The 23,385-nt window shown below is 63.8% G+C and carries 22 protein-coding genes; 5 read left to right on the top strand and 17 right to left on the bottom strand.

Annotated features, from left to right (window positions below; all coding sequences use genetic code 11):
• Positions 1-12 precede the first annotated feature (12 nt).
• The 4 genes from urtD to urtA all read right to left on the bottom strand — a co-directional run bounded on the left by urtD (position 13) and on the right by urtA (position 5,038).
• Complete coding sequence (gene urtD / locus AC07O2_RS14315; protein ID WP_495076414.1) at positions 13-891, bottom strand: urea ABC transporter ATP-binding protein UrtD; 879 nt, start codon at positions 889-891, stop codon at positions 13-15.
• Positions 888-1,991, bottom strand: a complete 1,104-nt coding sequence (gene urtC, locus AC07O2_RS14310; protein ID WP_495076413.1) for an urea ABC transporter permease subunit UrtC — start codon at positions 1,989-1,991, stop codon at positions 888-890. Before urtC ends, urtD begins: the two co-directional genes overlap by 4 nt.
• Positions 1,988-3,568 (bottom strand): urea ABC transporter permease subunit UrtB, encoded by a 1,581-nt coding sequence (urtB, locus tag AC07O2_RS14305; RefSeq protein ID WP_495076412.1) that lies wholly within the window; start codon positions 3,566-3,568, stop codon positions 1,988-1,990. Before urtB ends, urtC begins: the two co-directional genes overlap by 4 nt.
• 210 nt (positions 3,569-3,778) lie before the next feature.
• Positions 3,779-5,038, bottom strand: a complete 1,260-nt coding sequence (gene urtA, locus AC07O2_RS14300; RefSeq protein WP_495076411.1) for an urea ABC transporter substrate-binding protein — start codon at positions 5,036-5,038, stop codon at positions 3,779-3,781.
• 228 nt (positions 5,039-5,266) lie between these two features.
• Between urtA and AC07O2_RS14295 the strand changes: the two genes are divergently transcribed.
• Positions 5,267-6,676, top strand: coding sequence for a CoA transferase (locus tag AC07O2_RS14295; RefSeq protein ID WP_495076410.1), 1,410 nt, complete (start codon positions 5,267-5,269; stop codon positions 6,674-6,676).
• A 34-nt stretch (positions 6,677-6,710) separates the two neighbouring features.
• Here the strand turns inward: AC07O2_RS14295 and AC07O2_RS14290 are convergent, their stop codons facing one another.
• Positions 6,711-7,490, bottom strand: a complete 780-nt coding sequence (locus AC07O2_RS14290) for an arylamine N-acetyltransferase family protein (protein WP_495076409.1) — start codon at positions 7,488-7,490, stop codon at positions 6,711-6,713.
• A 116-nt stretch (positions 7,491-7,606) separates the two neighbouring features.
• On the opposite strand from AC07O2_RS14290, the gene AC07O2_RS14285 reads away from it, so the two are divergent.
• Together AC07O2_RS14285 and AC07O2_RS14280 are read left to right on the top strand one after the other, a co-directional pair.
• A complete protein-coding gene (locus tag AC07O2_RS14285) occupies positions 7,607-9,082 on the top strand; it encodes an aminotransferase-like domain-containing protein (RefSeq protein WP_495076408.1) in 1,476 nt (491 codons plus the stop codon).
• Between the two features lie 95 nt (positions 9,083-9,177).
• A complete protein-coding gene (locus tag AC07O2_RS14280; RefSeq protein WP_495076407.1) occupies positions 9,178-10,422 on the top strand; it encodes a D-arabinono-1,4-lactone oxidase in 1,245 nt (414 codons plus the stop codon).
• A 72-nt stretch (positions 10,423-10,494) separates the two neighbouring features.
• Here the strand turns inward: AC07O2_RS14280 and AC07O2_RS14275 are convergent, their stop codons facing one another.
• From AC07O2_RS14275 to AC07O2_RS14240, 8 genes are read right to left on the bottom strand one after another with little or no spacing between them, the layout of a single operon-like run.
• Entirely contained in the window at positions 10,495-11,430 is a 936-nt protein-coding gene (locus tag AC07O2_RS14275) for an ornithine cyclodeaminase family protein (protein WP_495076406.1), read from the bottom strand.
• Positions 11,431-11,479: 49 nt separating this feature from the next.
• Positions 11,480-13,054 (bottom strand): methyl-accepting chemotaxis protein, encoded by a 1,575-nt coding sequence (locus AC07O2_RS14270; protein ID WP_495076405.1) that lies wholly within the window; start codon positions 13,052-13,054, stop codon positions 11,480-11,482.
• Positions 13,055-13,078: 24 nt separating this feature from the next.
• A complete protein-coding gene (locus tag AC07O2_RS14265) occupies positions 13,079-13,960 on the bottom strand; it encodes an amino acid ABC transporter substrate-binding protein (RefSeq protein ID WP_495076404.1) in 882 nt (293 codons plus the stop codon).
• 11 nt (positions 13,961-13,971) lie between these two features.
• Complete coding sequence (locus AC07O2_RS14260) at positions 13,972-15,375, bottom strand: amidase (protein WP_495076403.1); 1,404 nt, start codon at positions 15,373-15,375, stop codon at positions 13,972-13,974.
• Entirely contained in the window at positions 15,372-16,058 is a 687-nt protein-coding gene (locus tag AC07O2_RS14255) for an amino acid ABC transporter permease (protein WP_495076402.1), read from the bottom strand. The genes AC07O2_RS14260 and AC07O2_RS14255 overlap by 4 nt, the downstream gene beginning before the upstream one ends.
• Entirely contained in the window at positions 16,055-16,711 is a 657-nt protein-coding gene (locus AC07O2_RS14250; RefSeq protein WP_495076401.1) for an amino acid ABC transporter permease, read from the bottom strand. The genes AC07O2_RS14255 and AC07O2_RS14250 overlap by 4 nt, the downstream gene beginning before the upstream one ends.
• Entirely contained in the window at positions 16,711-17,493 is a 783-nt protein-coding gene (locus tag AC07O2_RS14245; protein WP_495076400.1) for an amino acid ABC transporter ATP-binding protein, read from the bottom strand. Before AC07O2_RS14245 ends, AC07O2_RS14250 begins: the two co-directional genes overlap by 1 nt.
• A gap of 30 nt (positions 17,494-17,523) precedes the next feature.
• On the bottom strand, positions 17,524-18,390 hold the full coding sequence (locus tag AC07O2_RS14240) for an ABC transporter substrate-binding protein (RefSeq protein ID WP_495076399.1): 867 nt from the start codon (positions 18,388-18,390) through the stop codon (positions 17,524-17,526).
• A gap of 111 nt (positions 18,391-18,501) precedes the next feature.
• Here AC07O2_RS14240 and AC07O2_RS14235 point away from each other — a divergent pair, with 111 nt between their 5' ends.
• Complete coding sequence (locus tag AC07O2_RS14235) at positions 18,502-19,578, top strand: GlxA family transcriptional regulator (protein ID WP_495076398.1); 1,077 nt, start codon at positions 18,502-18,504, stop codon at positions 19,576-19,578.
• 49 nt (positions 19,579-19,627) lie between these two features.
• Here AC07O2_RS14235 and AC07O2_RS14230 read toward each other — a convergent pair whose 3' ends face one another.
• Positions 19,628-20,212: a YceI family protein gene (locus AC07O2_RS14230; protein ID WP_495076397.1), complete on the bottom strand. Its 585-nt coding sequence runs from the start codon at positions 20,210-20,212 to the stop codon at positions 19,628-19,630.
• Positions 20,213-20,216: 4 nt separating this feature from the next.
• Positions 20,217-20,831, bottom strand: coding sequence for a secretin GspD/PilQ domain-containing protein (locus tag AC07O2_RS14225; RefSeq protein WP_495076396.1), 615 nt, complete (start codon positions 20,829-20,831; stop codon positions 20,217-20,219).
• Positions 20,832-20,986: 155 nt separating this feature from the next.
• Here AC07O2_RS14225 and AC07O2_RS14220 point away from each other — a divergent pair, with 155 nt between their 5' ends.
• A complete protein-coding gene (locus tag AC07O2_RS14220) occupies positions 20,987-21,220 on the top strand; it encodes a hypothetical protein (protein ID WP_495076395.1) in 234 nt (77 codons plus the stop codon).
• On the opposite strand, the gene AC07O2_RS14215 is transcribed toward AC07O2_RS14220, so the two are convergent.
• Both AC07O2_RS14215 and AC07O2_RS14210 read right to left on the bottom strand, forming a co-directional pair.
• On the bottom strand, positions 21,217-22,038 hold the full coding sequence (locus AC07O2_RS14215) for a Rossmann-like and DUF2520 domain-containing protein (RefSeq protein ID WP_495076394.1): 822 nt from the start codon (positions 22,036-22,038) through the stop codon (positions 21,217-21,219). The two genes, AC07O2_RS14220 and AC07O2_RS14215, sit on opposite strands and share 4 nt — an antisense overlap.
• The gene (locus AC07O2_RS14210) at positions 22,035-23,327 is read right to left on the bottom strand and encodes a sensor domain-containing diguanylate cyclase (RefSeq protein WP_495076393.1); all 1,293 of its coding nucleotides are present in this window, start codon (positions 23,325-23,327) and stop codon (positions 22,035-22,037) included. Before AC07O2_RS14210 ends, AC07O2_RS14215 begins: the two co-directional genes overlap by 4 nt.
• Positions 23,328-23,385: the final 58 nt, after the last annotated feature.

Raw genomic sequence — 23,385 nt, 5'->3', positions numbered from 1 at the left:
AGGAGCGCAGCTCTATCGGCCAAGATAAACCTCAATCACGCGCTCATCGGCCTGCACCTGGTCCAGCGTGCCCTGTGCCAGCACCGAGCCATCGCACAGCACGGTGACGATCTCCGAGATGGTCTTGATGAAGCTCATGTCGTGCTCTACCACCATCAGCGAATGCTTGCCCTTCAGCGTCAGGAACAGCTCGGCCGTGCGTGCGGTTTCCTCATCGGTCATGCCGGCCACTGGCTCGTCCAGCAGCAGCAATTTGGGATCTTGCATCAACAGCATGCCGATCTCCAACCACTGCTTCTGGCCGTGGCTGAGGTTGCCGGCCTGGCGCGTCACGCTGTCGGCCAGGTGGATGGTGGTCAGCATCTCGGCCAGCTTGTCGCTCTGCGCCGAATCGAGCTTGTGCAGCATGGATGACTTGACGCTCTTGTTCATCTTCAGCGCCAGCTCCAGGTTCTCGAACACGCTGAGCTTTTCAAACACCGTGGGCTTCTGGAACTTGCGGCCAATGCCCAGCTGGGCGATCTCGGGCTCGTTGTGGCGCAGCAGGTCGATGGTGCTACCGAAGAACACCTTGCCGCTGTTCGGCCGGGTCTTGCCGGTGATGATGTCCATCATCGTGGTCTTGCCGGCGCCATTGGGGCCGATGATGCAGCGCAGCTCGCCGGGCGCGATGTCCAGACTCAGGCCGTTGATGGCCTTGAAGCCGTCAAAGCTCACGTGCACATCTTCCAGGTACAGGATGCGGCCGTGGGCGATGTCCACCTCACCAGGGGTATGGATGCGCGAGAAGCCGGCTTCGCGGCCACCGGATTCAGTCTGGCCGGTTCCGTGTTGCTGCTTTTCTTTGCGGTCCAGGCGCTCCGTGCCTTCGTCCATCAGATCGGGCGTCATGCCTTGGCTCCCTTCAACTTCTTCACCAAACCCACCACGCCGTCCGGCAGGAACAATGTCACAGCAATAAACAGGGCACCCAGAAAGTACAGCCAGAACTCGGGATAGGCCACGGTCAACCAGCTCTTCGCACCGTTGACGATGAAGGCGCCCAGGATGGGGCCGATCAGCGTCGCCCGGCCACCGACTGCGGCCCACACGGCGATCTCGATTGAGTTCGCGGGGCTCATCTCGCTGGGGTTGATGATGCCCACTTGCGTCACATACAAGGCCCCGGCCACGCCGCACATCACGGCAGAAATCACCCAGATGCTCAGCTTGTAGCCGAGTGGCGAATAGCCGGAAAACATGACACGCGTTTCCGCATCGCGGATGGCCTGCAACACCCGGCCGTACTTGCTACCGACCAGCCATTTGGCGAACAGGAAAAAGCCCAGCAAGGTCAAACCCGTGAGCACAAATAAGGTCATGCGCATCGAAGTGGTGGCCATGGGGATGCCCAGGATGCGCTTGAAATCGGTAAATCCGTTGTTGCCACCAAAGCCGGTTTCGTTACGGAAGAACAGCAGCATGGTGGCAAAGGTCATCGCCTGCGTGATGATGGAAAAGTACACCCCCTTGATGCGCGAGCGGAAGGCGAAGAAGCCAAAGATACCGGCCACCACCGCCGGTGCCACCACGATCAAAAACAGCGTGGCGCCGAAGCTGCCGCTCAAGGTCCAGTGCCAGGGCAAGGCCTTCCAGTCGAGGAACACCATGAAGTCCGGCAGATCGCTTTTGTAATTGCCGTCGCGGCCGATCTGGCGCATCAAATACATGCCCATGGCATAGCCGCCGAGGGCGAAGAACAGACCGTGGCCCAGGCTCAAGATGCCGGTGTAGCCCCAGATCAAATCCATGGCCAGCGCTGCAATGGCGTAGCACATGATCTTGCCGACCAGCGCAATGGCGTAGTCGCTCAGATGCCAGATGCTGTCGGCCGGCGTCAGGAGATTCAACACTGGCGCCACGGCGCAAACCAGGATCAGCGCGACAATGAAGCTGCTCCAGCCGGAACGGGTCAGCAGCGGGCCTTTGGTGGGTAGAACAACGTTACTCATGCTTCTGCACTCCGGCCCTTCATGGCAAAGATGCCCTGTGGTCGTTTCTGGATAAAGATAATGATCAGCACCAGCACCGCGATCTTCGCCAACACCGCACCGGTCAATCCCTCCAACAGCTTGTTCAAGATGCCCAGGCCCAGCGCGGCGTACACGGTGCCGGCGAGTTGGCCCACGCCCCCCAGTACCACCACCATGAAGGCATCCACGATATAGCCCTGGCCCAGGTCGGGGCCCACGTTGCCCACCTGGCTCAGCGCGCAACCAGCCAGTCCGGCGATGCCCGAGCCGAGCGCAAACGCATAGGTATCGATACGCGCGGTGTTCACGCCCATGCAAGAAGCGATGGGCCGGTTTTGCGTCACGCCGCGCACAAACAGACCAAGCCGGGTCCGACCAATCAGCCAACCCACGCCCAGCAGCACGGCCACGGCAAAGGCAATGATCACCAGCCGGTTATAGGGCAGCGACAAATTGGCCAGCACCTGCACACCACCGCTCATCCACACCGGGTTTTCCACCCCGACGTTTTGCGCGCCGAAGATGCTGCGCACCAGCTGCTGCAGCATCAGGCTGATACCCCAGGTGGCGAGCAAGGTCTCCAGCGGGCGGCCATACAGAAAGCGCAACACGCTGCGTTCCAGCGCCGCGCCCACCAGGGCCGCCACCAGAAAGGACACGGGCACGGCAGCCAGCAAATACCAGTCGAAGGCGCCAGGCAGATATTTTTGGAAAACAGTCTGCACAAAATACGTGGCGTAGGCGCCGATCATCATCAGCTCGCCGTGCGCCATATTGATCACGCCCATCAGCCCATAGGTGATGGCCAGGCCCAGCGCCACCAGCAACAGGATGGAGCCCAGGCTGATGCCGCTGAAGATGGAGCCCAGGCGGTTGCCCCAGGCCAGCGCCGCATCCACCTTGGCCAATGCGGCCGAGAGGGCCACTTTGACATCTGGCTCCGCCTCTTCCTTCAGGCGCGCCAGCAGCACCGTCTTGGTGGCAGGGTTGCTGCTGTCGGCCAGGGTTTTGATGGCGTCCAGACGGTGCGCCTTGTCGGTGCTGTTGAGCAGCAAGGCGCCGCGCAGCAGGCCCAGCTGCTCTTTGATGGCGGCATTGGCCTCAGAAGCAAAGGCTTTTTCGACCAGGGCCAGCTTGCTCTCGTCGGGCTCGGCCAGCAGGGTTTTGACGGAGGCGGCACGCACCTTGTCGTCTTTGGAAAACAGCTTCAGGGCGGCCAGCGCATTGTCCAGCTCGCCGCGCATTTGGTTGTTGTTGATGACGTCTTCGGCGTCTTCCGGTAGCGCCACAGCGGCGCCACTGGCAGGGTCCACGGTCTTGTCGCCCTGGACCCAAAAGACTTTGTCACCCTGGATCTTGATCTGGTCGTCGGACAGCGCCTGGATGAAGGCCACGGTCTTCTCGTCGGCGTTGACGACGGCTTTGTTCAGCGCTTCGATGCGCGTTTCGGCTTCGCCGGTTGCCAAGGCTTTTACCTCGTCAGCGCTTAGTGCATAAGCGTGACCAGCTATTAAAAGCAGAGCAGCAGTAAAAATGGGAAGGATGGGGCGGAACATGTCCCAGCTTTCAAAAAGAAAAAGGAGATGGGGGCGCGCCGCTGGCGTCGCCCCCACCCTAGCCCTCTCCGTAGGAAGAGGGAATGGAACCAGCCATCGAGAACGCCCCTGCTCCCTTCCAGGGATACCGCGGAACTGGCTCTGCCAGGCCGCTGGTATCGCCCCCTGCAAGGGGGTGGGCGAAGACACGAAGTGCGTAGCCTGGGGGTGTTACTTCTTCACGGGTGCATCGGGCTTGCCGGCATTGCCTTCGATGTACGGGCTCCATGGCTTGGCTTTCACAGGACCAGGCGTCTTCCACACCACATTGAACTGGCCGTCGGCCTTGACTTCACCGATGAACACCGACTTGTGCAGGTGGTGGTTGGTCGCGTCCATTTCCGACACGATGCCGGACGGTGCATTGAACTTCTGGCCGGCCATGGCGGCGATGACCTTGTCGGTATCGGTGGACTTGGCCTTCTCGACCGCTTGCTTCCACATATTGATACCGATATAGGTGGCTTCCATCGGGTCGTTGGTCAGAGGCTTGTCGGCGCCTGGCAGGTTCTTGGCCTTGGCGTAGGCAGACCACTTCTTGATGAACTCAGTATTGGTCGGGCTCTTGATGGACATGAAGTAGTTCCAGGCAGCCAGGTGGCCGACCAGAGGCTTGGTGTCCACACCGCGCAGCTCTTCTTCACCCACGGAGAAAGCAACGACCGGCACGTCCTTGGCCTTCAGGCCGGCGTTGCCCAGCTCTTTGTAGAACGGCACGTTGGAGTCACCGTTGATGGTGGACACCACGGCGGTCTTGCCGCCTTGAGAGAACGTCTTGATGTCAGCCACGATGGTTTGGTAATCGCTGTGGCCAAACGGGGTGTACTTCTCGTCGATGTCCTTGTCGTCCACGCCCTTGCTCTTCAGGTAGGCGCGCAGAATCTTGTTGGTGGTGCGGGGGTAGACATAGTCGGTGCCCAGCAGCACCCAACGCTTGGCGCCGCCACCGGCCTTGCTCATCAGGTAATCCACCGCAGGAATGGCTTGCTGGTTAGGCGCAGCACCGGTGTAGAACACGTTCTTCGACAGCTCTTCACCTTCGTACTGCACAGGGTAGAACAGCAGGCCGTTCATTTCTTCCACGACAGGCAGTACCGACTTGCGCGACACCGAGGTCCAGCAGCCAAAGATAACGGCGACCTTGTCCTGGCCCAGCAGCTGCTTGGTTTTTTCAGCGAACAGCGGCCAGTTGGAAGCCGGGTCGACCACCACGGGTTCGAGCTTCTTGCCCAAGACGCCGCCCTTGGCGTTGATTTCGTCAATCGCCATCAGCACGGTGTCTTTCAACACGGTTTCCGAAATGGCCATGGTGCCCGACAGGCTGTGCAGCACACCAACCTTGATGGTGTCAGCCGCATGCGCGGGGATGATGGACAGGCTGCTCAGAGCCACGGCGGCGGTAATTGCCTTGAGAGTAAATCGACGTTGCATGTGTGCTTCTCCGGTAGTGAAATAAACCCTGACTGAACCCATACGCCACCCGGCATGTGGGCCTGTGTGTGGCGATGGATGGACTGTAGGCACGCATGCGCTTTGAAGAAATACGCCGGGTGGCGTATGCGCGGCATTGGCAGCGCGTAGGGGTGCATCACCTCCAAATTACTGGGCTATACGGTCCTGGCTAAACTGCCTTGCCAGCATCTCCACCGCCATCACCCCATGCACACAGCCGCCCACCGCCATTTCCTCAGCGCCCTCTGGTCCGCCCTGGAGGGCAATGCAGCCGCCTTGCCGCGCGTGCGCTTCAGTGGCGACGGCGAGCTGCCCTCGGTGTTCGAGACCACCGCCCTGGCAGCTGCCTCCATAGGGGCGGCCGGGCTGGCGCTGTCCAGCCTCAGCCATGCCCTCGGGCTACCTGCGGACACGGCGGCCGAGGTGCAGGTGGATAGCCGCCTGGCCTCGTTCTGGTTCGCCACCTCGCTGCGCCCGCAAGGCTGGGCCGTGCCGCCCCTGTGGGATGCAGTGGCGGGCGACTACCGCACGGCCGACGGCTGGATACGCCTGCACACCAATGCCCCCCACCACCGCGCCGCAGCACTCGCCGTGCTGCAGGTATCGGCGGACCGCGCGGCCGTGGCGCAGGCCGTGGCCGGCTGGACCGGCGACGCCCTGGAGGCAGCCGTCGTGGCCCAAGGTGGCTGCGCTGGTGTCATGCGCAGCGCGAGCCAATGGATGCAACACCCGCAAGGCCAGGCCGTGCAGGCGGAGCCGCTGCTGCATTGGCAAATGGGTGCCAGCGCTGCTGCGCCCGCCTGGCAGGCGTCCGCCCAGCGGCCCCTACGCGGGGTGCGGGTGCTGGATCTGACCCGCGTACTGGCCGGCCCCGTGGCTACCCGGCTGCTGGCGGGCCTGGGCGCCGAGGTTCTGCGCATAGACCCGCCCTGGTGGGATGAACCAGCCGTGGTGCCAGAAACCACGCTGGGCAAACGCTGCGCCCGGCTGGACCTGCGCCGGCCCGCCGACAGGGCCCGCTGGGAAGCGCTGCTGGGCAGTACCGATGTGCTGGTGCACGGCTACCGTGGCGATGCGCTGCAACGCATGGGGCTGGACGCGGACCGGCGCCAGCAGCTGCGCCCGGGCCTGGTGGATGTGTCGCTGAACGCCTATGGCTTCAGCGGCCCCTGGGCACAGCGCAGAGGGTTCGACAGCATTGTGCAGATGAGCACAGGCATCGCCGAAGCGGGCCAGCGCGCCGCCCAGGCCGACAAGCCAGTGCCTCTGCCGGTGCAGGCGCTGGACCACGCCACCGGCTACCTTCTGGCCGCGGCAGTGCTGCGCGGGCTGGAGCGGCGCGTGCGCGAGGGCAGCGGCAGCATTGCAAGGACCTCGTTGGCGCGCACCGCTGCCCTGCTGCAGTCACTGCCACGCACGGCGGACGCAGCAGCGCAGCCGCTGGCGGCCGAGTCGCAGCGCGATTGGAGTCCGGGCATCGAACAGAGCTTTTGGGGGCCAGCACGGCGGGTGACCTGGCCGCTGTCGATACCGGGTATTGGATTTGCATGGGACACGCCAGCCTGCCCGCTGGGTAGCGTGGCAGCGCACTGGCTGAATGAAGACCCAGCGATGTAGGAACACCAGGGGGCCAGTGCGCTCCCCAAGTTCGCTATAGGCGCGGCGCGACCACAGGCAGCCCAAACTTGCTACCCATGACGGTCTTGAGTTCCTCCGCGTCCAGCGCCCGCTCTTCGAGCTTTCCGTGCGTGACCGTCTTCAGTTGATTGCCGACCAGGATGTCCCGCCCCTGCGGGTTGTGCAAAACCACCACCACTTTCTGCACGAAGATCGCACCGGGGTGGGTCGAGTTCATGTAGTTGGCGGGCTCGAAGTCGATCCACTCCTGCGCAGACAGATCGAAGCCGTACTGGTTCAGCCACTGCCCTCCCGCATAGGCCTGCAGCAGGTATTCGCCGTTGTCGGATCGGCTCAGCTTGAACCGGTCTGCATCCTGCAGCACCTCCACGTCCAGCAGTGCTAGCCGCATGGGCGCGCGGATGCCATAGCTGCCAAAGCCCAGGTCGCACAACCAGTCTTCCCCGTCTACCGTGGCGATGATGGCCATGTGCGTCTTGGGTCGCCGCACCGGGTAGAACATGGGCCGTGCCGCAATCAGGCGAAACGGTATGCCTAGCGCACACAGGGCCATAGAGAAGATGCCGTTGACCTCGTAGCAATAGCCGCCGCGCTGGCGGTCGATGATCTTTTCAACGATGTGTTCCGGCACCAGCGAGACGATCTTGCCGGCCTGCACGTCCAGATTCTCAAAGGGCACGGTAAACAGCTGGCAACGCATGATCTCAGCGAGCGTGACGGCATTCGCCTTGGCGTCACCTTCGTATCCGATCCGCTGAAAGTAGCGCTGCAGATTGAAATTCTCGGCATGCATAGGAAAGTCCTGTTATGGGTTGGGGTGATGTAGCGATGATGCGCGAAAAACACTAGCGAACAGCGCCAGCTATTAGGACATGTGTGCTATACAGATAACGATAAACCATATCTGTCATGCAGCACAGTTACATCCGGCTTTCCAAGCTTTTGAAGCTCGACATCCGCCGCCAACGCTACCAGGTAGGCGCCAAGCTGCCCTCCGTGCGGGAATACGCCACATCCCAAGGCGTCAGCGCGTCCACCGTGGTGCGCTGCTACCGCCAGCTGGAGAGCGAAGGCTATGTGGAAATCCGTGCCAAGTCGGGCATGTACGTGGCCGACTGGAAAGCGCAACAGCAAACACGCCCCCCCACCAGCGCCGCTATGGGCACCCCACCCCCATCGGCCGTGCAGTACGAGCAGTTGGCGTCCCTGCAACACCGTATGACGCAGCTATATGCGCTCACGTCCCAGCCGTTGACGCTGCCGCTGCACCTGGCCCATGCCGCCCCACCGTGGTACCCCTGCGACACCTTGGCACGCATAGGCCAGCGCGTACTGCGCCGCGACCCTTTGGCATTCGGGGCCTATGCCACAGGCACCGGGCTCCCCGCATTAAAAACTGCCTTGGTCGGCCATTTGACGCGCTGCGGCATCGAGCTGGGCCCGCAAGACCTGCTGGTGACCAACGGCGCCACCGAGGCCTTGCAGATCGCGCTGCGTGCGGTCACCCGACCGGGGGACACCGTGGCGGTAGAGTCGCCGGTGTATTTCGGCATTGTCCAGATGTTCGAACACCTGGGACTGAAGGTGCTGGAAGTACCTTGCACCGCTAGCCAGGGCATCAGCCTGGAAGCGCTGGAATACGCCCTGGAACAGCACGGCAGCGTGCGCGCCGTGGTGGTGATGCCCAGCTTCCAGAACCCGCTGGGGTCCTGCATGCCAGATGCAGCCAAGCGGCGCCTGCTCGGCATCATAGAAAAGCACGACACGGTACTGATCGAAGACGATGCCTTTGGAGACTTGGCGTCCGCGCCCGAGCGCCCACGCCCCGTGAAGGCCTGGGACCGCACAGGACGGGTGATCTACTGCGGCTCGGCCAGCAAAAGCATGGCACCCGCCATGCGCCTGGGCTGGGTGGTGGGCGGTCGCCACCAGCGGCAGCTGGAGTCGCTGAAGCTGAGCAACTCTTTGACCACGCCGCTGTTTGAGCAAGCGGTGCTGGCGGAATTCATCGCGTCCGGGGCCTTGCCCTCGCACCTGCGCAAGCTGCGGGAACGGCTGGCGGCCACAGTGGGACCCGCAACGCAGGCGGTCCAGCAGCACTTCCCGCTGGGCACGCGTGCCGGGGGCCCAGCTGGCGGCTGGTGGCTGTGGATCGCTTTGCCTGACACGCTGGACACCATGGCGCTGCTGCACGCTGCGGCGCAACGCGGCATAGCCTTCACACCGGGCGCCTTGTTCTCGGTGTCGGGCAAGTTTGCCAACCACCTGCGCCTGAACATCGCCCGCCCCTGGGACCGTGAACTGGAGCAAGGCATCAAGACCTTGGGCCTGTTGGCCAAGGCGCTGCAAAGCCAGCTTGCGCCGGACTCTGGTGTGAGGCCTTGAAACAGCGGCTGAATCTGGGTATGTTGGCGGGCAACAGGCGGGCATGATTGCTGCATTCCAGCGGCAACCATCCTCAGCCTTCAACCGGAGTCAACATGCAATTCGAAAAAGGCGGCCTGTGGCGCAATTGGGTCGGCAACCAATCGTGCATCGCGCGCTACAAGGGTGCGCCCACCTCCGAAGACCAGTTGCGCGAGATGGTCGCCGAAACGGACCGTCTCGATCTGAACCTGCGCGTCGTCGGCTCGGGCCACAGCTTCACCCCGGTGGTGGGCACCGGCGGCGTGCTGCTGTCCTTGGCGCAGATACAGGGCGTGAACGGCTTTGACAACGCGAAGAAGCAGGTGCGCGTGGCTGCCGGCACGCGCATCCACGACCTGGCGATAGCGTTAAAAGCACACGGTTTTTCACTGGTGAACCAGGGCGATATCGATTCGCAGGCAGTGGCGGGCGCGTTCACCACCGGCACCCACGGCACCGGCACCACGCTGGGCTGCCTGGCCTCGTCAATCGCCGGGCTGCGGCTGGTACAGGCCGATGGCAGCGTGCTGGTGGTGGATGGCAGCGACGCCGAGCTATTGCACGCCGCCCAGGTGTCGGTGGGCACGCTGGGCGTGATCTCCGAGTTGACCCTGCAGGTGACCGACGCCTACCAGCTGCACGAGCATGTGTGGCGCGACGACTTCGAGACCTGCATGGCGCGGCACGATGAACTGGCGGCCACACACCGGCACTTCGGCTTCTTCTGGTGCCCGACGCCGCAGAGCCGGCACCTCTACTGCCTGGCCGACACGGCCGATGCGCCGCTGACCACCACAACCAAGACCGCCGATGTTTGCGAGATGAAGATCATCGACATCACCGACCGACCGGCGCTGGACACACCGTTCGAGAAGATCGCCTACTCATCCGAGATCTACCCCATCGAGTACGTGCCGAACTTCCACGAGCTGGAATACGCCGTGCCCATACAGCACGGTAAGGAGGCGGTGCGCGCGGTGCGCGAGCTGATGCTGACCAAGCACACCAACTGCATCTTCCCTATCGAATACCGATTCACCGCGGGCGACCCGGCGTGGATTAGCCCGTTCTACCAGCAGGACAGCATCACCCTGTCGGTGTCCGGCCAGCCGGGCGTGGACTACTGGGACTATCTGCGCGATGTCGATGCCATATTGCGCCGTTACGGCTCACGCCCACACTGGGGCAAGATGCATTTTCTGGACACCGACGACGTCACCGCGCTGTACCCGCGCGCCGCCGATTTCCGCGCGCTGCGGCGCAAGCTCGACCCGCGCGGCCGCTTCCTGAACGACCATGTACGGGCGCTGCTGAGCTAAACCAGCCGCTAGCAAATTTATAGCTACTTACGCAGCTATTACCAGCGCCAGAGGCATGAAAAGCTTGTAAATTCAAACCAATTTCTGCACCGCGACGTGGCGGTTATAGGCCAGGTAGGCGCAGGCCACATCGGCCAGGCCCACCCCCACCGACTTGGCAACAATGATGTCGCCACTGCTGCCGCGCCAAGGCTGCCCATGGCGATACAGCTCGGGCAAATCCACCACCTTGGCGCGCTCGAAGTCGTTTTGCGGGCGCCACAGCACCAGCTCGCCGGCCTCGGCCAGGCTTTGCGGCTTCCATTCCACGATGATGCGGCTGGCGCGGGACAAGGTGGCGTCGTCCAGCTCGCGCCCCTTGGGCGCGCTGGTGCCGATGGCGCAGACAAAGGCACCGGGCTCCAGCCAACGACCGTCGAACACCGGCACCTGCGAACGTGTGGCGGTCACCACCAGGTCGGCGCCGCGCACCGCGGCTTCCGCACTGCACAGCTGCACCCGGCTGCCGGTTTGCAGCGCCAGGCGGCTGCACCAGCTGTCGTCACCCAGTGGGTCGACCACGGCGATCTCCTCAAAAGAAAAGACTCCGCACAAGGCCTGTGCCTGGGCCCGCCCCTGCAGGCCGGCACCAAACAGCGCCAGCTTCTTCGGCGCCGGGTTGGCCGTTTTGGAGGCGATCAGCGCCGTCAATGCGGCAGTGCGAAAACGGGTCAGCTCGGCGCCATCCAGCACGGCGATCGGCACATTCTTTTCCAGGTCAAACAGCGTGACCAGAAACGCAAACTGGCCTTGCACCGTGGGGTAGACCTTGATGCCACCGACCTGGCGCGCACCCCACAGCGCGCCCATGCTGCTCAGCCGAATGTTGCCGCTGCCGCTGCGCTGGCGCGGGTGAATTTCAGCCTGCTCTGCAGCCAGGTCGGCAAATGCGGCGTCCAGAATGGCGGCCACGCCGGCAAAGTCAAGCAGCTGGGAAATGGCGGCATCGTCGAGATAAAGGGGGTTCATATTTTCAGGTCGTCAAAAAAGGAATCGGGTGCCCACTGGCCGGGCTGGGCTATGCCAGCCGCAAGGCCCCCAGGCGAAAGGTGCCGACCACCTGGGCCAGCTTGTCGGCTTGGCCTTTCAGGCTGTCTGCGGCGGCGGCACTCTGCTCCACCAGGGCGGCGTTTTGTTGGGTCATTTCATCGAGCTCACCCACGGCGGTGTTCACCCGCTCTATGCCCACGCTCTGCTCGGCCGCGGCGGCGGTAATCTCGCTAATGATGTCCGTCACGCGCTGCACCGAATCGACGATGTCACGCATGGTGCTGCCGGCCGACGACACCAGCCGCGAGCCGGCCTCGACGCGGTTGAAGCTGGCGTCGATCAGCTGTTTGATCTCGCGTGCGGCCTGGGCAGAACGGGTCGCCAGGTTGCGCACCTCGGCCGCCACCACCGCAAAGCCCCGGCCCTGCTCGCCGGCGCGGGCAGCTTCCACCGCGGCGTTCAGGGCCAGAATGTTGGTCTGGAAGGCAATGCTGTCAATCACCGAAATGATGTCGGCGATCTTGCGCGAGCTGTGGTTGATCTCGTCCATGGTGGCCACCACCTGGGCCACCACCGCGCCGCCGCGCGCTGCCACTTCTGCGGCGGAAGACGCCAGCTGGTTGGCCTGCCGGGCCGACCGGGCCGACTGCCCCACCGTGCCGGTCAGGTCCGACAGCGACGATGCCGTGCCTTGCAAATTGCTGGCCGCCTGCTCGGTGCGTTGGCTCAGGTCCTGGTTGCCGCTGGCGACCTCGGCACTGGCGGCCTTGATCGACTCGGCAGAATCGCGCACCTCACCAACCACGGTACGCAGAGATGCCTGCATCGCATCCAGCGCCCGCAGCAACTGCGCCGTCTCGTCCCGCCCCTGCACCACGATGGTCTGGCCCAGATCGCCGATGGCGATGCGCCGGGCCAAAGCCACGGCACGGTCCAGCGGCCGGCAAATCGATTGCAGCGTCAGCCACATCAGCGGCACGAACAGCAGCAGGGTCAGGCCTACCAGGCCCACGCGCAGCAAGGATGCGGCGGTGGACTGTGCCTGCATCTGCTGGTGCGCCCGCACCGCTGCCTCTTGCTGCGCGGCGATCAGGCGTAACGTGTTATCGCCCAGCGCCTGGAAGCTCTTGTCCACCTTGGTCGAGAACACCAGCGCCGACAGGCTGTCGATCACCGCCGACTCCAGCTGTTCCAAGGCCGGCCCCATGGTCGCGGCGTAGTCCTGCATCAGCCTATCCTGGTTGGCCACCAGCTTGGCGATCTCGGCGTCGGCCGGGTTCGCCTGGCGGATTTTTGCGCCGACCTGCTGCACGTTCTGCACCTCGGCTTTCCACCGGCCGATCAGCGCATGCACCTGGTCGGCGTTCGAGGTGCCGATGGCAATCGCCGAGCTTTCCCAGCGCCGCACCAAGCCCAGCGATTCACGCAGCACGGCCACGTCGGCGGCAGCCGCATTGGCGCGGGTAAACAGATCGGCAGTGCTCTGGTTGGCCTGCACACCCGAGACCCAGCCCCAGCCGCCGAGCACCAGCAAGGACAGGGAGACGCAGGCCAGCACCAGATAAAAGCGCAACCGGATACTGAAATTGTGGAGGGACAACATGGCGTTTCAGTCTTTCAATGGCGATCAGGGGACGCCGTATTTGCTGGGGAAGCGCAGGTTCTCCTGCATGTAGACATTCATCGGCACGCGCAATGCGACGGTGTCAAACCATTTCTTGTAGAGGCCGAGCAGCTCGCCAGACGACATCAAACCCAGCAAGGTCTTGTCGACAATTTCGCGCAGCGGTACATCGCCCTTGGGCAACATGAAGGCGTACGGTTCGACCGACATGAAACGGCCGCTCACCATCAGCTGGTCTTTGCGCGGCGAGGCGCTGAGCAGGCCGTAGAGCAGGATGTCGTCCTGCGCAAATGCATCTGCCTGGCCTCGCTCCACCAGCGCAACACCTTCCGGGTCGGTGCCCACGCTGATCACCTGCAGGTTCTGTTCAGTTTGCAGCTGGCGCACCAGGCTCTCGGCCGTCGTGCCCTTGCTGACGGCCACACGCTTTTGCCACAGGTCGTTGTTGCCCTGCACCGGGAATGATTTCAGCGTCAGCAGCCGGGCACCGGTGGTGAAGAAGGTGTAGGAGAAATCCACGTCCTTTTGCCGCGCCACCGTATTCGTGTTGCCACCGCACTCGATATCGATCTTGCCGGCCTTCAACATCGGGATGCGCTGGGCGCCTGTGAGCTGGGTGTAGCGTACCCGCAGGTCCGGGCGCTTCAGGCTCTTGCGGATGTTGTCGATCACACGTAGGCACAGGTCAATGGAGTAACCCACCGTATTGCCCTGTGCATCCTCAAATGCAAACGTACCGGGCGTAGCGATATAGCCGACACTGACCACGCCCTTCGCGGCGATGCGGTCCAGCGCCAGGCTTTGCGCAGTGGCAGCCCCGACCCACCACAATCCGGCGAATACCAGCAGCGATAGTGCAGGCTTGCGCAGCAGCACGGGGCACATGGCAAGCAGCCTCAGGCCAGGCCAGGCGGCACAGCCTGGCCCCAGGGCGTGGCTTGCTCAAAAGCAAACGCCGCCCGCAAAATCGTCGGCTCGGCAAACGGGCGGCCGATGAACTGCACCGAGATCGGCATGCCGGCCGACGACAAGCCCGCCGGCACGGCCACCGAGCACAAGTCCAGCAGATTCACAAACCGGCCGAAGCGCGACAGCGGCGTGGCCAACTCGTCCACTTCAGTCAACGGTATCGCGCTGATGGCATTCGTCGGAAACACGCACACGTCCACGCCGTCCATGGCCTCCAGCATCGCGGCCTTGGCCTGTTCGCGCTGGCGTAGCAAATGGATGTACTGCGCCGCGCCGATGTCGCGGCCCAGCAGGATGCGGCGCTGGATATTCGGGTCGAACTGCAGCTCGCGGCGCTCGAACAAGGGGCCCAAATGCGCATAGCCCTCGGCGCTCATCAGGCTGCCGGCGATGCGCATGGAATGCTCCAGGCTGTGCGGCAGTGGCCGCTCCACCAGCACCATGCCCATCGACGCCAGCGCGTCCAGTGCCCGGTCGTAGGCGCGCAATACCTCGGCGTCCACATCCTCTCGCTCGGCCCATGGCAGCGTCCACACCCGCAGGCCCTTTATGTCTTTCCCCAGAGCCTGCGCCACCGAGCGCGTAGGCGCCAGGCGCGACACCGGGTCCAGCGGGTCCGGCCCGGCCAGCACATCCAGCATCGTGGCGCAATCTCGGACGCTGCGGGTCAGCGGGCCGACGGTATCGTGCGTCGGGCACAGCTCCAGCAGGCCGTGGCGGCTCACCAGGCCGTGGGTGGTCTTCAGCCCGACCAGGCCACACAGGCCGGCCGGGATGCGCACCGATCCGCCGGTGTCGGTACCGATGGCGGCGCAGGCCATGCCGGCCGCCACGGCCACGGCCGAGCCGCTGCTGGAGCCGCCGGGCACGCGGTGTGTCTGCAGGTCCCAGGGGTTCCAGGGCGTGCCCATGGTCGTATTCGTGCCCCAGCCGCCAAAGGCGAATTCCACAGTGTGCGTCTTGCCCAGCACGATGGCGCCGGCACTGCGCAGGCGCTGCACCGCGCTGGCCGTCAGTGTGGAGGTGCGCGGCGGCAGCGCGGCCGAACCACCGGTGATGGGCTTGCCCTGGATGTCGAACAAATCCTTCATCGCCACCGTCACGCCGTGCAGCGGACCAAGCAGCGTGCCGGCCTGGCGCAGCCGGTCCAGGCCTTCGGCAGCGGCCAGCGCCTCGTCGGCATACACATCGATGAAGGCGTGCAACTGCGGGTCCCAGCGGGTGATGCGGTCCAGATGCTCCTGCACCAGCGCCACGCTGGTCAGCGCGCCGGATGCCAGCGCCTGCTGGGTCTGCTCTATCGAGCCGAAAGCCACATTCGCCACGCTCATACGGCCCCCATCACACGCCGGCCACGCGCCAGCCGCCGCTCGAACAGGCGCGACAGCATGGACAGCGGAAAGGCGATGCCGAAGTAGAACAAGCCGACCAGAAAAAAGATGTGCAGCGGCAGAAAGAATTCGCTGGCCATGGCCCGGGCCGTCAGCATCAGCTCGTCGGTGGCAATCAGAGCGCAGAGAGAACTGTCTTTCAGCAGCGCCACATAGGTGTTCAGCAGCGGCGGCAGCATCAGGCGCAGCGCCTGCGGCAACACCACGCGGATGAACACCTCGCGCGGCGCCAGGCCGACGGCCAAAGCCGCTTCGCGCTGGCCCTTGTGGATGGCGTTCAGCCCACCGCGAAAGATCTCGGCCACATAGGCAGCACCGTGCAGGCCCAGGCCCAGCGCGCCGGCCCAGTAGCCCGACAAGGTGATACCCAGCGGCGGCAACGCAAAGTACAGCGCCAGCAGCAAAGCCAGCAGCGGCACGGTACGCAGCGTCTGGATGAACAGATTGGCGGCATGGCGCAGCAGGCCGTTGCCGCTGCGCAGCATCGCCACCAGCGCCGCGCCACCCAACAGCGCAGCGATGAAGCCGACCGCCGACAGCTGCGCCGTCACCACCGCGGCACGGGCCAGGCGCGGCAACCACTCGGGCAAATACTCCAGATAGGCCATGAAAAATACGGTCATCGCTGTGTCTCCAGGTGGCGTTCGGTGCGGGCGAAGGCCCAGCTGATCGGCAAAATCATGGCGGCGTACAGCAGCATGGCCGCCAGGTAGATCAGCGTGGTCTCGAAGGTGGAAGTCACCAGATTGCGGGCGAAGAACATGATCTCCGGCGCGGCGATGGCCGAAGCGATGGATGTGTCTTTCAGCAGCTGGCTGACGTAGTTGCCCAGCGACGGCAGGTTCACGCGCAGCATCTGCGGTAGCAGCACATGGCGCAGTGTCTTGACAGGTGTCAGGCCCACAGACAAAGCCGCTTCGCGCTGACCCACATGCAAGGATTTCAGGCCCGACCCGAACACATCGCACAGAATCGCCGCCCCCACCAGGCCCAAGCCAATGACGGCCGCCGTCAGCGGCGACAGCCGCAGTCCGACTGCCGCCAGTCCGAAGTACAGCAGAAACAGATGCGCCAGCGCCGGCACATTGCGCATCCATTCGATGTAGCCGGCAATCGCCCATTGCAGCAGCCGGCTGCGGGTGAAGGTGCGGCAGATCGCCAGCAGCAAACCCAGCAGCGCAGCGATGGTGAATGCGCCCACGGCTACCTGCACAGCGGTGACCGCACCCAGTGCCAGAGTGGCCAGGATGCGCGCAAAAATATCGAACGCAGCCATCACAAAACCGCTTCCGCGCCGACCTGGCCGAGAAAGCTGCGCGTGCGCTCCATCTGCGGCCGGTTGATCACATCGGCGGCGGCGCCCTGCTCGACGATGTGGCCACCGTCCATGAAGATCACCCGGTCGGCCACGTCGCGGGCAAAGCGGATCTCGTGCGTGACCAAAATCATCGAGCGGCCCTCCTCCGCCAGCTCGCGGATCACGCCCAGCACCTCGCCCACCAGCTCCGGGTCGAGGGCGGAAGTCGGCTCGTCGAACAGCATCAGCTTGGGCCGCTGCGCCAGCGCCCGGGCGATGGCCACGCGCTGCTGCTGGCCGCCGGACAGGCGCTCCGGGTATTCGGTCGCCTTGTGGCGCAGATGCACCTTGTCCAGCATCTCGTCGGCCAGCTCGTAGGCCTCGGCCTTGGACATGCCGCCAGCGCGGATCGGGCCCAGGGCCACGTTGTCGCGCACGTTCAAGTGCGGCCACAGATAGAACAGCTGGAACACCATGCCGATCTCGGTACGCTGTGGCGCCAGCTCCTTGTCGCTCATGAAGCGGAATCCACCGCGCTTGTCCGGCAGCTGGCCGATGCGCTCGGACTCCAGCAGGATGGAACCTTCGGAGGGCCGCTCCAGGTAGTTCAGGCAGCGCAGGCAGGTGGATTTGCCCGACCCGCTGGGCCCGATCAGTGACAGGGTTTCGCCTTTGGCCAGATCAAAGGAAATGCCTTTCAGCACCTCGGTCTGGCCGTAGCTTTTCTTCAGGCCTTGGACCTGCAACAGTGGGTTGTTCATGGCAGCGTGGGTGGGCAAATGGAGGGTGACTTACTTGCAGGAGGGCAATTTCCAATCGGCCGGGCGATCGACACCGGCGCGGAAGTTCTGGCCGGCGGGCACGTACCACACGTCTTGCACCAGGCCGTACTTGCTGCCGATCTTCTTCAGCTCGCAGCCCTGCCAGAGTTTGGCGATCTCGGCGTTCACCGCCTGGGCCAGTTCCGGGTTGTCCTTGTTCAAACCAAACACCACCTGGCCCAGGCCGGTCAGCAGCGGGAAGTCGGGGTTCGCATCCACGAAGGCGTTGAAGCGCACGTTCCACTGCGGATTGCGCGAGATGGCGTACTGCATCACCGGCGGGTCGCCGATCACCGCGTCGATGCGGCCGGCCAGCAAATCACGCACTGCGGCGTCCGAGGTGTCGTACATGGTTAATTGCAGACCGGCAATCTTGCGCAGCTCGGGGATGAAGGAGAAGCCGGTGATCGTGCCGACCTTCTTGCCTTCCAGGTCCTTCAGGTGCGACCAGTTGGTCTTGTTCGACTGGGTGATGCCGTTCTTGAAGTAGTGGATCGGGTCGCTCAGCGTCATGATCTTCGAGCGCTGCTCAGTCCAGCCCATGGTGCCGGCCATCACGTCCACGCGCTTGGCCTGCACCGAGGCGATGGTGCCCGACCACTCCATCAGTGCCGGTTTCACCTTGAGCTTTACCGCGTCGGCGATGCGCTGCAGGATCTCGCCGTCGTAGCCGATCATCAGGCCGTCCTGGTAGCCGGTGCCGGGCATGTCGCCGGTGAAGGCGATGGTCAAATTGCCTTTGTCTATGGTGGAAGGAGTTTGCGCCTGCACAGTGGGCAGCAGCGCGAAAGCGCCGAGCAAGGTGCACAACAGCCGGGTGATAAAGAGTGGTTTCATGGTGGTTCCTGCAAGTTGGAAGAAGGCTTCTGGGTTACGCGTTGGCGTGGCACGATTGTTCAAAATCACCCCCCACTTGGCATAGGAAGCGCTTGCCTGTAAATTGAACGTATGCGACATACGGTAAAAACCCCTAAACCCCTGGCCAAGCAAGGCGCGAACGAACTGGTCGGCCTGCTGGACGCCTCGAAGGAACGTCCGCCGCTGAACCCATCGGGCGTGGAGCTGCGCATCGGCATCCTGCTCTGGCCGCGCTTTCCGCTGCTGTCGCTGGCCGGCCTGTGCGATGCGCTGCGGCACGCAGCCGACATAGGCGACCAGAGCCGGCAGGTGCGCTGCACCTGGACGGTACTGGGCGTGCCCGACCAACCGATCCAGGCCAGCTGCGGCGTGGAGATTCCTGTGCAGCAGTCGCTATCGAGCCAGCACCAGTTCGACTACGTGGCGGTGATCGGCGGGCTGCTGCCCTTCATGGACAAAGTAGACCGGCGCTACACCAGCTTTCTGCAAGAAGTGGCTGCAGCCGGTACGCCGCTGGTTGGCATCTGCACCGGCAGCTTCGCGCTGGCCCAGGCCGGGCTGCTGCAGGGCAAGGTTGCCTGCGTGCACTCCTTCCATGTGAACGACTGGAAGAAGATGTTCCCGGCCCAGGCGTTTGCGACGAATGCCGACTACTTGTTCGACGGCGACCGCATTACCTGCGCCGGCGGCATCTCCATCATCGAGCTGGCCACCGAGCTGATCCGCCGCCACTGCGGCCCGGACCGCGCGGCCAAGGTAGTGCACCAGATGACGGTGTCGCAGCGCTCGTCCACGCATGTCACTCGCCGGCATGCGCTGGGCTATGCGTCAACGGAGAACGACAAGCTGCGCCAGGCCATCATGCTGATGGAAAAGAACATCACCACGCCGCTGGAAATCGCCGTGATCGCCCGCCTGGTGGAGACCAGCAGCCGCCAGCTGGAGCGGGTCTTCATGGCCGAGACCGGTGCATCGCCGTCCGAGTTCTACCGCAACTCGCGCCTCAAGTACGGCCGCTGGCTGCTAACCACATCCGACTCGCCCGTCAGTTCCATTGCCTATGAATGCGGCTTTGCCGACGCCTCGCATTTCATCCGGCATTTCCAGCAGCTGTACGGCGTGGCGCCGGGCCGGCTGCGCCGCGCAGTGCAACCCCAAAGCGTTTGAAAATTTATAGAAATTGAGGCTCTAGCGCAGTAGATATCTGCGCAAGCAGCTATTGAATTAGTAACGCATCTGCCACAGGCGGACGCACTGCTTCCATCTGTACCAAGAGGTGCACAGCCTTGGGCAAGCCCCAACTGACGCCCATGTCCATGCCGTAGTCGGTGCGGTCTATGGTGGTTTCAAAGCGACCGGAACACGCCTCGGGCGCGGGTGGCGTTGTGCAGGCGAAATGGGTGACATGCAAGACCACGGGCAGGGTTTTGCCTAGCAGGGTCAGGCTGCCGCCCACCTCGGTCAAGGTGTCGCCGTTGAACAGAAACTGGTCACCCACGAAACGGATGGTCGGGTACTGGCTGGCGTTGAACAGCTCCGCGCTTTGCAAAATGCTGTCGATGAAAGCCACGCCTGAGCGCACTGAAGCAGCGGCAATATTGACATTGGCCCAGCCGGTTTTGGCCTGCAGGTCCAGTTGAATGCTGCCCGAGTGCTGCTCGAATCGGCCGCTCTGAAGGCTGCCGAGTTCATATTGGGTCACGGTGCGCGCAGGATCGATCGCATAGACCACGGGCTCGGCATGGACCAGCCCCGCAGCCAGCGCCAGCACCCCATAACGCAACAAGCGTAGCCAAGCCATGGCGTCAAGGCGCCAGCACACGGATCTGCACCAGGCGGCGCGTCTCCGCCACGGCTTCGCTGCTGTAGGTATTGGCCTGGGCCTGCGCACCCGTAGCGGCCACCGTGACCCACTGACCCAGCGCCGCGCTGACCGTGGTGGCCATCTGGCTGCGCGACTGGCTGGGCAGCTCGGCATTGCCCGTGGGCGCTTCCACGCTGGCGGCCTGGACCTCGATCTGCACCGCCACCGGCTGCTTGCCACCGGGCCAGCGCGGCTGCACCGCCATGCTCTGGCCAGCCTGCATCCACACCATGCCGTAGCTGACGCCACCGCCGCTGCTACTGCCGGTTCCGCTGCTGCCCGACTGGCTGCTACTGCCCCCCACCACCGACTGCACAAAGCGGATGGGCACGGTCTGGCCCATGTGCAGCGTGGCCTTTTCGCCATTGCGCACCTGCACCTGCTGCGCCACCAACGGGGCGCTGGTGGCCTGGGTGCTGACGGTGTAGGCCGCGGCCTCGTCGATCTGGCGCAGCTCTACCGTGAGATTGCGCTGCGGCAGTTGGGCCAGTGCAGGCAAGGCCAGCCACAGGCCGGTAACGACCAGAAACAGGGATTTACGTGCATTTTTTGGCATTGCAATATTGTTTCACGTAGCCGCTTTGTGTGCCTGATGCGTTATGTAAATAAGGCCCCATATACAGCCTATCCAGGGCTTTATTCCAGCCCTTGTTCTGCATGGCCTTGCCTATATTGAAATGGACAGCCAGCCTCATTTTCGGCGGAGCTTTTATGTATACGGACACGATGACATTGGACAGCGGCACGGCGGGGGCATCGCCCAGCGGCCTGCTGCTGGAGGTGGACTTCAAATGGCTGATGGCTGGCCAGGGCCGTGATATAGACCCCGCACGGCTGATGCATGACCGTGGCTACGCCAGCAGCTGCCTGGAGTTTGCACTGCACTCGCCCTGCGCCCCCTTGCGTGCCTGTGCCAGCCGCCTGATGGTGGTACTGGGGCTCTAGGTTTTACCGGCCATCCGCAAAGCCAGCGCACTCAACGCCTCATAGGCCGCGCCGGCCTGGGCGTCCCAGGCCGTGACGGCCTGCGCCTGACGGGCAATGGCCGCGGTGTCGCCGCGCGCGGCCGGCCCGGTCAGCGCGGCGGCTGGACCCAGCGCGGTGATATTGGCCACGGCATTGTTCAGCAACATGCGGCGCAGGCCTGGGATCAGCTCCGCCGGCACGCCACTGCTACGCCAGGCGTCTTCGGCCACGCTCTGCAGCACCGGCAGGAAGTTGGTGGCAAACACCGCCGCCGCGTGGTACAGCAGCTTGTGCTCCGTGGCCACGCCAAAGCATTGCGCGCCAATGGCCGTGAAGGCGCTCCGCAAAATTTCGCAGGCCGCCGGGTCACCCTCCAGCGCGCAGGCGGTACCGGCAAACTGGGCCACGGCCGCGTCCACCGAGGCGAAACTCAGAATGCAATGCGCGCTGGCCGTCTGCCAGCCCCGCTCAGCCAGCGGTGCTAGCAGCCCATGGCCCAAGGCCCCGCTGCAATGGAAGGCCAGCGCAGGTGTGGCATTGGCAGGCAAGGCCGCCGCCAGCGCCTGGGCTGCGGCGGAAATCTGCGCATCCGGCACGGCCAGCATCCACACATCGGCGGAGCGCAGGGCCTGCGGGTTGTCCACAGCCCGGCCCGCGCCAATGGAAGCACAGGCAAGCTCGGCGCGCTGCAAAGAGGTGGTCAGCACGTCCTGTACGGCGAAGCTGCCCTGCTGCCGCCACAAACGTGCCAGGGTCTGGCCCACGCGCCCCGCGCCCACCAGGTTCAGGGTTTTCATGGCGGGTCGCTGGGCAAATGCCATACACGGTTGCGCCCGGCACGCTTGGCGCGGTAGAGCATGCCATCGGCATGGGTCAGCAACTCGTCCAAGGTGGCATCGGGCTCGGACATCACCACGCCGAAGCTGGAGCTCAGTCGCACGGGCCTGCCGTCGTTGGACAAGCACAGCGCCTGCTCCACGCCCTGGCGCATACGCTCGGCCAGGGCCAGGGCGCCCGCCAGGTCGGAATCCACCGCCACCACCACGAATTCATCGCCGCCGATGCGGCCGAAGAGGTCGGTCTCGCGCAGATTGCGCTGGCAAGCCTGCACCACGGCGACGATGGCGCGGTCGCCCACCGAGTGGCCGAAGCCGTCGTTGACCAGTTTGAAGTTGTCGATATCAAAGGCGATCACCGCGATCTGCGTCTGCGCGCGGCGCACGCGCTTGAGCTCCTGCTCGGCCCGCTCCAGCAGATGCCGGCGGCTCAGGATGCCGGTGAGTGCATCGGTATTGGCCAGCAGGCGGAACTGGTTTTTCAGCCGCACGACCTCGGTGATGTCGGTGGAGATGCCCACATAGGCGTCCACCACGCCGTGGTTGGTGATGGGCACCTTGATGGACCAGTAGTGGTGCGTCACGCCGTCGGCATCCACCAAGGTTTCTTCGCCGGTCGATTTACGCCCGCTGTCAAACACCTGCTGGTCCATCACGCCGAAACGCTCCGCTTCCTCCGGGGGAATCATCTGCGCATCCGTCAGGCCCACGATGCTCTCCTGCGTCTGGCCGAACAGCTCGGCAGCGTTGATATTGGCGTACAAATAACGGCGCTGCCGGTCCTTCATATAGACCAGAGCCTCCAAATTATTCAGCACCGTGCCCAACAGTGTCTTCTGGGCCATCAGCGTACTCTCCAGGCGTCGACGCTCGGTGATGTCGGTAGAAATGCCGCACAGACCAACGATCTCGCCACTTGGTGCGCGCAGCGGCAGCTTGACGGACCAGCAGATCGTAGGCTGCTGCTGGCCCTTGGCCAGAGTGACCTCTTCCAATTCGACCTTCTCTCCCGTGGCGATGACGTGGCGGTCATTGGCCATGAATTGGTTGTGGACCGTCAAATCAAAAAACTTGTCGTCCGCAGCGCCCACCACCTCGTCCAGGCGACAACGGAACTGCTTGCACACCATGCTGTTGGCGTAGGTGTAGCGACCCTGCAAATCCTTGGCATAGACATAAGCGCCCACATGGTCCAAGGTGGTTTGCAATGTGAAGACCTGCGCGATCAACTCTTCATAAGAAGCTTCCATGCGCACTCCTTACTTTTGAATACATTCATTCTAGAGGCTCCCCTGCTCTTGCGCCGTC

The sequence above is a fragment of the Rhodoferax sp. GW821-FHT10B06 genome, assembly GCF_059415605.1.
This window is presented reverse-complemented; position numbering and strand designations above follow the sequence as displayed.

Coding starts and splice junctions, on each gene's coding strand:
- AC07O2_RS14245 (WP_495076400.1), bottom strand. CDS start 17,493: ATGAACAACCCACTGTTGCAGGTCCAAGGCCTGAAGAAAAGCTACGGC.
- AC07O2_RS14295 (WP_495076410.1), top strand. CDS start 5,267: ATGCACACAGCCGCCCACCGCCATTTCCTCAGCGCCCTCTGGTCCGCC.
- AC07O2_RS14260 (WP_495076403.1), bottom strand. CDS start 15,375: ATGAGCGTGGCGAATGTGGCTTTCGGCTCGATAGAGCAGACCCAGCAG.
- AC07O2_RS14275 (WP_495076406.1), bottom strand. CDS start 11,430: ATGAACCCCCTTTATCTCGACGATGCCGCCATTTCCCAGCTGCTTGAC.
- AC07O2_RS14285 (WP_495076408.1), top strand. CDS start 7,607: ATGCAGCACAGTTACATCCGGCTTTCCAAGCTTTTGAAGCTCGACATC.
- urtA (WP_495076411.1), bottom strand. CDS start 5,038: ATGCAACGTCGATTTACTCTCAAGGCAATTACCGCCGCCGTGGCTCTG.
- AC07O2_RS14255 (WP_495076402.1), bottom strand. CDS start 16,058: ATGACCGTATTTTTCATGGCCTATCTGGAGTATTTGCCCGAGTGGTTG.
- AC07O2_RS14210 (WP_495076393.1), bottom strand. CDS start 23,327: ATGGAAGCTTCTTATGAAGAGTTGATCGCGCAGGTCTTCACATTGCAA.
- AC07O2_RS14250 (WP_495076401.1), bottom strand. CDS start 16,711: ATGGCTGCGTTCGATATTTTTGCGCGCATCCTGGCCACTCTGGCACTG.
- urtD (WP_495076414.1), bottom strand. CDS start 891: ATGACGCCCGATCTGATGGACGAAGGCACGGAGCGCCTGGACCGCAAA.
- urtB (WP_495076412.1), bottom strand. CDS start 3,568: ATGTTCCGCCCCATCCTTCCCATTTTTACTGCTGCTCTGCTTTTAATA.
- AC07O2_RS14235 (WP_495076398.1), top strand. CDS start 18,502: ATGCGACATACGGTAAAAACCCCTAAACCCCTGGCCAAGCAAGGCGCG.
- AC07O2_RS14270 (WP_495076405.1), bottom strand. CDS start 13,054: ATGTTGTCCCTCCACAATTTCAGTATCCGGTTGCGCTTTTATCTGGTG.
- AC07O2_RS14220 (WP_495076395.1), top strand. CDS start 20,987: ATGTATACGGACACGATGACATTGGACAGCGGCACGGCGGGGGCATCG.
- AC07O2_RS14230 (WP_495076397.1), bottom strand. CDS start 20,212: ATGGCTTGGCTACGCTTGTTGCGTTATGGGGTGCTGGCGCTGGCTGCG.
- AC07O2_RS14215 (WP_495076394.1), bottom strand. CDS start 22,038: ATGAAAACCCTGAACCTGGTGGGCGCGGGGCGCGTGGGCCAGACCCTG.
- urtC (WP_495076413.1), bottom strand. CDS start 1,991: ATGAGTAACGTTGTTCTACCCACCAAAGGCCCGCTGCTGACCCGTTCC.
- AC07O2_RS14280 (WP_495076407.1), top strand. CDS start 9,178: ATGCAATTCGAAAAAGGCGGCCTGTGGCGCAATTGGGTCGGCAACCAA.
- AC07O2_RS14265 (WP_495076404.1), bottom strand. CDS start 13,960: ATGTGCCCCGTGCTGCTGCGCAAGCCTGCACTATCGCTGCTGGTATTC.
- AC07O2_RS14240 (WP_495076399.1), bottom strand. CDS start 18,390: ATGAAACCACTCTTTATCACCCGGCTGTTGTGCACCTTGCTCGGCGCT.
- AC07O2_RS14225 (WP_495076396.1), bottom strand. CDS start 20,831: ATGCCAAAAAATGCACGTAAATCCCTGTTTCTGGTCGTTACCGGCCTG.
- AC07O2_RS14290 (WP_495076409.1), bottom strand. CDS start 7,490: ATGCATGCCGAGAATTTCAATCTGCAGCGCTACTTTCAGCGGATCGGA.